This is a genomic window from Rothia mucilaginosa (genome assembly GCF_964211445.1).
Taxonomy (GTDB): Bacteria; Actinomycetota; Actinomycetes; order Actinomycetales; family Micrococcaceae; genus Rothia; species Rothia mucilaginosa_E.
Genome location: NZ_CAXOQT010000057.1, coordinates 1 through 1145 on the forward strand (window position 1 = coordinate 1; position 1145 = coordinate 1145).

Annotated in this window: 1 protein-coding gene; it reads right to left on the reverse strand. The window is 64.3% G+C overall.

The genetic code is table 11. The annotated features are described in order from the left end of the window. Positions 1–1145 (reverse strand): S8 family serine peptidase (locus AB8E48_RS08905; protein WP_368886473.1); only part of this gene is annotated, 1145 nt, incomplete at both ends.

Below are 1145 nucleotides of genomic sequence, written 5' to 3' on the forward strand. Positions count from 1 at the left end.
TAGGTGCCGCGCGGGGTCACTTCCTGCCAGTTACCCCAGGTCGAAATACCGAAGGACAGCTGCGCCGTGGAGGTGTCCTGACCGGCAGCCTTCAACGCCGCCACGTTCGAGGTGGCACCCACGTACTGCAGGTCCATGCGGGAATCAGAACCCACACCCAGCTTCGCGGTCGGGATGCGCGGGCTCGAAGCGCCCAGCTCGAAGGCACCCAGCAGGGAACGGTAACCGCCCTGGTTCACGGCGGTGCCCTGCAGGGTCAGGGTCTGCTCGGTCGCACCGGAACCATTCGAATCAAAAGCAATATCGGAGCCAGCCACACGCATCGCGGAGACAGGCTTCGGTGCCACGTGCAGCGGCATGCGCAGGGTCTTCACCGCAGCCGAAGAATCAGCATCGGTCAGAATCAGACGGCCCGAAGCGCTCGCAATGTACTGGCGGGCACCCGAAATGGTCACCGCACCAGTCGAGTAGTTCACCGAATCCTGGGTCGGGTACATGGACGGGTCCATGGTCTTCTCCAGCTTCGACGGGTCAATACGCACCGTCACGGTGAACGTGGCGGTCTGACCAGCACCCACAGACACGGACTGCGGGTAGGAGAACTCCACGCCCGGGATGCTCGTGCTGCCCTCATAGTTCAGGGTGTAGGTGTGTGCCACCGAGTCGGTGTTCTCAACGCTCACGCGGTGCTGCAGGGTCTGCACACCGGCGTTCGGGGCGTACTCGAGCACGCCGAAAGTGTCCGAAACCTGCTCGGGTCGTGCCGCGTTGAACAGCATCACGCGGTCAGCCACCGCCGCACGCGTGTTGATGCGGCCGGTACCCACGCGGTCCACCGCGTACGGGTTGCCCCAGGCGTCTTGCATGCGGTGGTCGGCGGTGTTCATGATGGCGGTCTTAATCATGCGCGGACCGTACTCCGGGTGCGCCTGCATAATCAGCGCCGCAACACCGGCAACAAACGGCGTGGACATGGACGTACCGGTCTTCACGGTCGCCTCGGTACCGCCACCAACCAGGATCGAGGAAATGTTCGTGCCCGGTGCCGCAACGTCCGGCTTGGTGATGCCGTGCGAGCCGTGCAGGCCACGCGCGGTGGAGGTGTTCGCCTGATCCAGCTTGCCGTTGGGCACGCGAATCGAGTC